Source organism: Bacillus sp. FG16, from assembly GCF_057809515.1.
Map to the genome: position 1 here is coordinate 1 of NZ_JBMDKC010000268.1, position 1109 is coordinate 1109.

At 37.6% G+C, this 1109-nt stretch carries 1 protein-coding gene; it reads right to left on the bottom strand.

Translation table 11 applies throughout. The features are described 5' to 3' along the window. Positions 1 to 355 precede the first annotated feature (355 nt). On the bottom strand, positions 356 to 1109 hold a 754-nt coding region (locus tag ACODS7_RS32185), incomplete at its 5' end, for an SDR family oxidoreductase (protein ID WP_488828628.1).

Genomic DNA, 1109 nt, shown 5'->3' on the forward strand with positions numbered 1-1109 from the left:
ATCTGAATTTTAAGTATAATTAACGAAATGATATTTCGATTCGAAACCGGGGTGATTTCCATGGATACATCTTCAGTCTATCTTCTTCCACTACACAAACAAATAACGGACAAAAAAGAAACCACATTAACTCGTTCAAATACATGGGTACACCCACCCGCTTGTTCTTGCCCGTAGTCAAGAATTAAATCGATTAGCTGTTCATCTCATGCGATATCTTTTTTCTTCATAAAGAAAAACTCTAATCCGGCAAAGCCACCGCATTAGAGTTTTTTCAACACATGTCATGTATATGTTACCATATTTGTAGAAGCAATGGAACGACATCCTTTTATTCAAAAGCCATACAAGTCGTTTATCTATATGAATGTGTAAGCAGTGACAAACTTTTTTTCGGGAAAAACCCCATCCTTTCCCCATAAGAAATGCATGTAGAAATCCATTCTTGATTTGGCTGTTCACATGTTATATTCAATGCTTTTAAAAATTGTTCGGTATGCTGAGAAGTGATGATAGCCTCTGCATATTGATCCGTTTCTTCGAATACAGGTAGCAACATTTCTAACGCATGCATTTGTTCTTCCGTTAGCGTATGATTTGTAAATAGGTTCATGAATTCAGTTCCTTTGACTATGTCAATCAAATAACCCGTTTGTTGTAAATGTGAGATGAACTGTTTCCACTCTAGTTGAATCGGATTACAAATGTGGAACGTTTCTCCTTTACTTTGCGCTATACATGCCAATTCTACAATGGCTTTACTTCCAAAATCGATTGGTACCAAATCAATATGGGTTGATAGATCCGGTGCCTTCTGTAATAGGAAAAGGGCTTTTATCAAACGATAAAATGCATTGCCCCCTATATTTTGTTGGAACTTTCCATCTTGTGTGCGACCTACTAAATTCCCTACTCGGTATACGGTTGCTGATACACCTTCTGCCATTGCTTCTCTCACTAATTTTTCGGCAAGAAATTTACTTTCTACGTATACGTTTTCTACTTGTTGTCCTCGGTCAAAATCTTGCTCCGAAAATAGGAACGAGGCGGAATCATCTGGACGATGTCCAGCGATACTGACAGTCGAAATATAATGAAAACGTGCACCA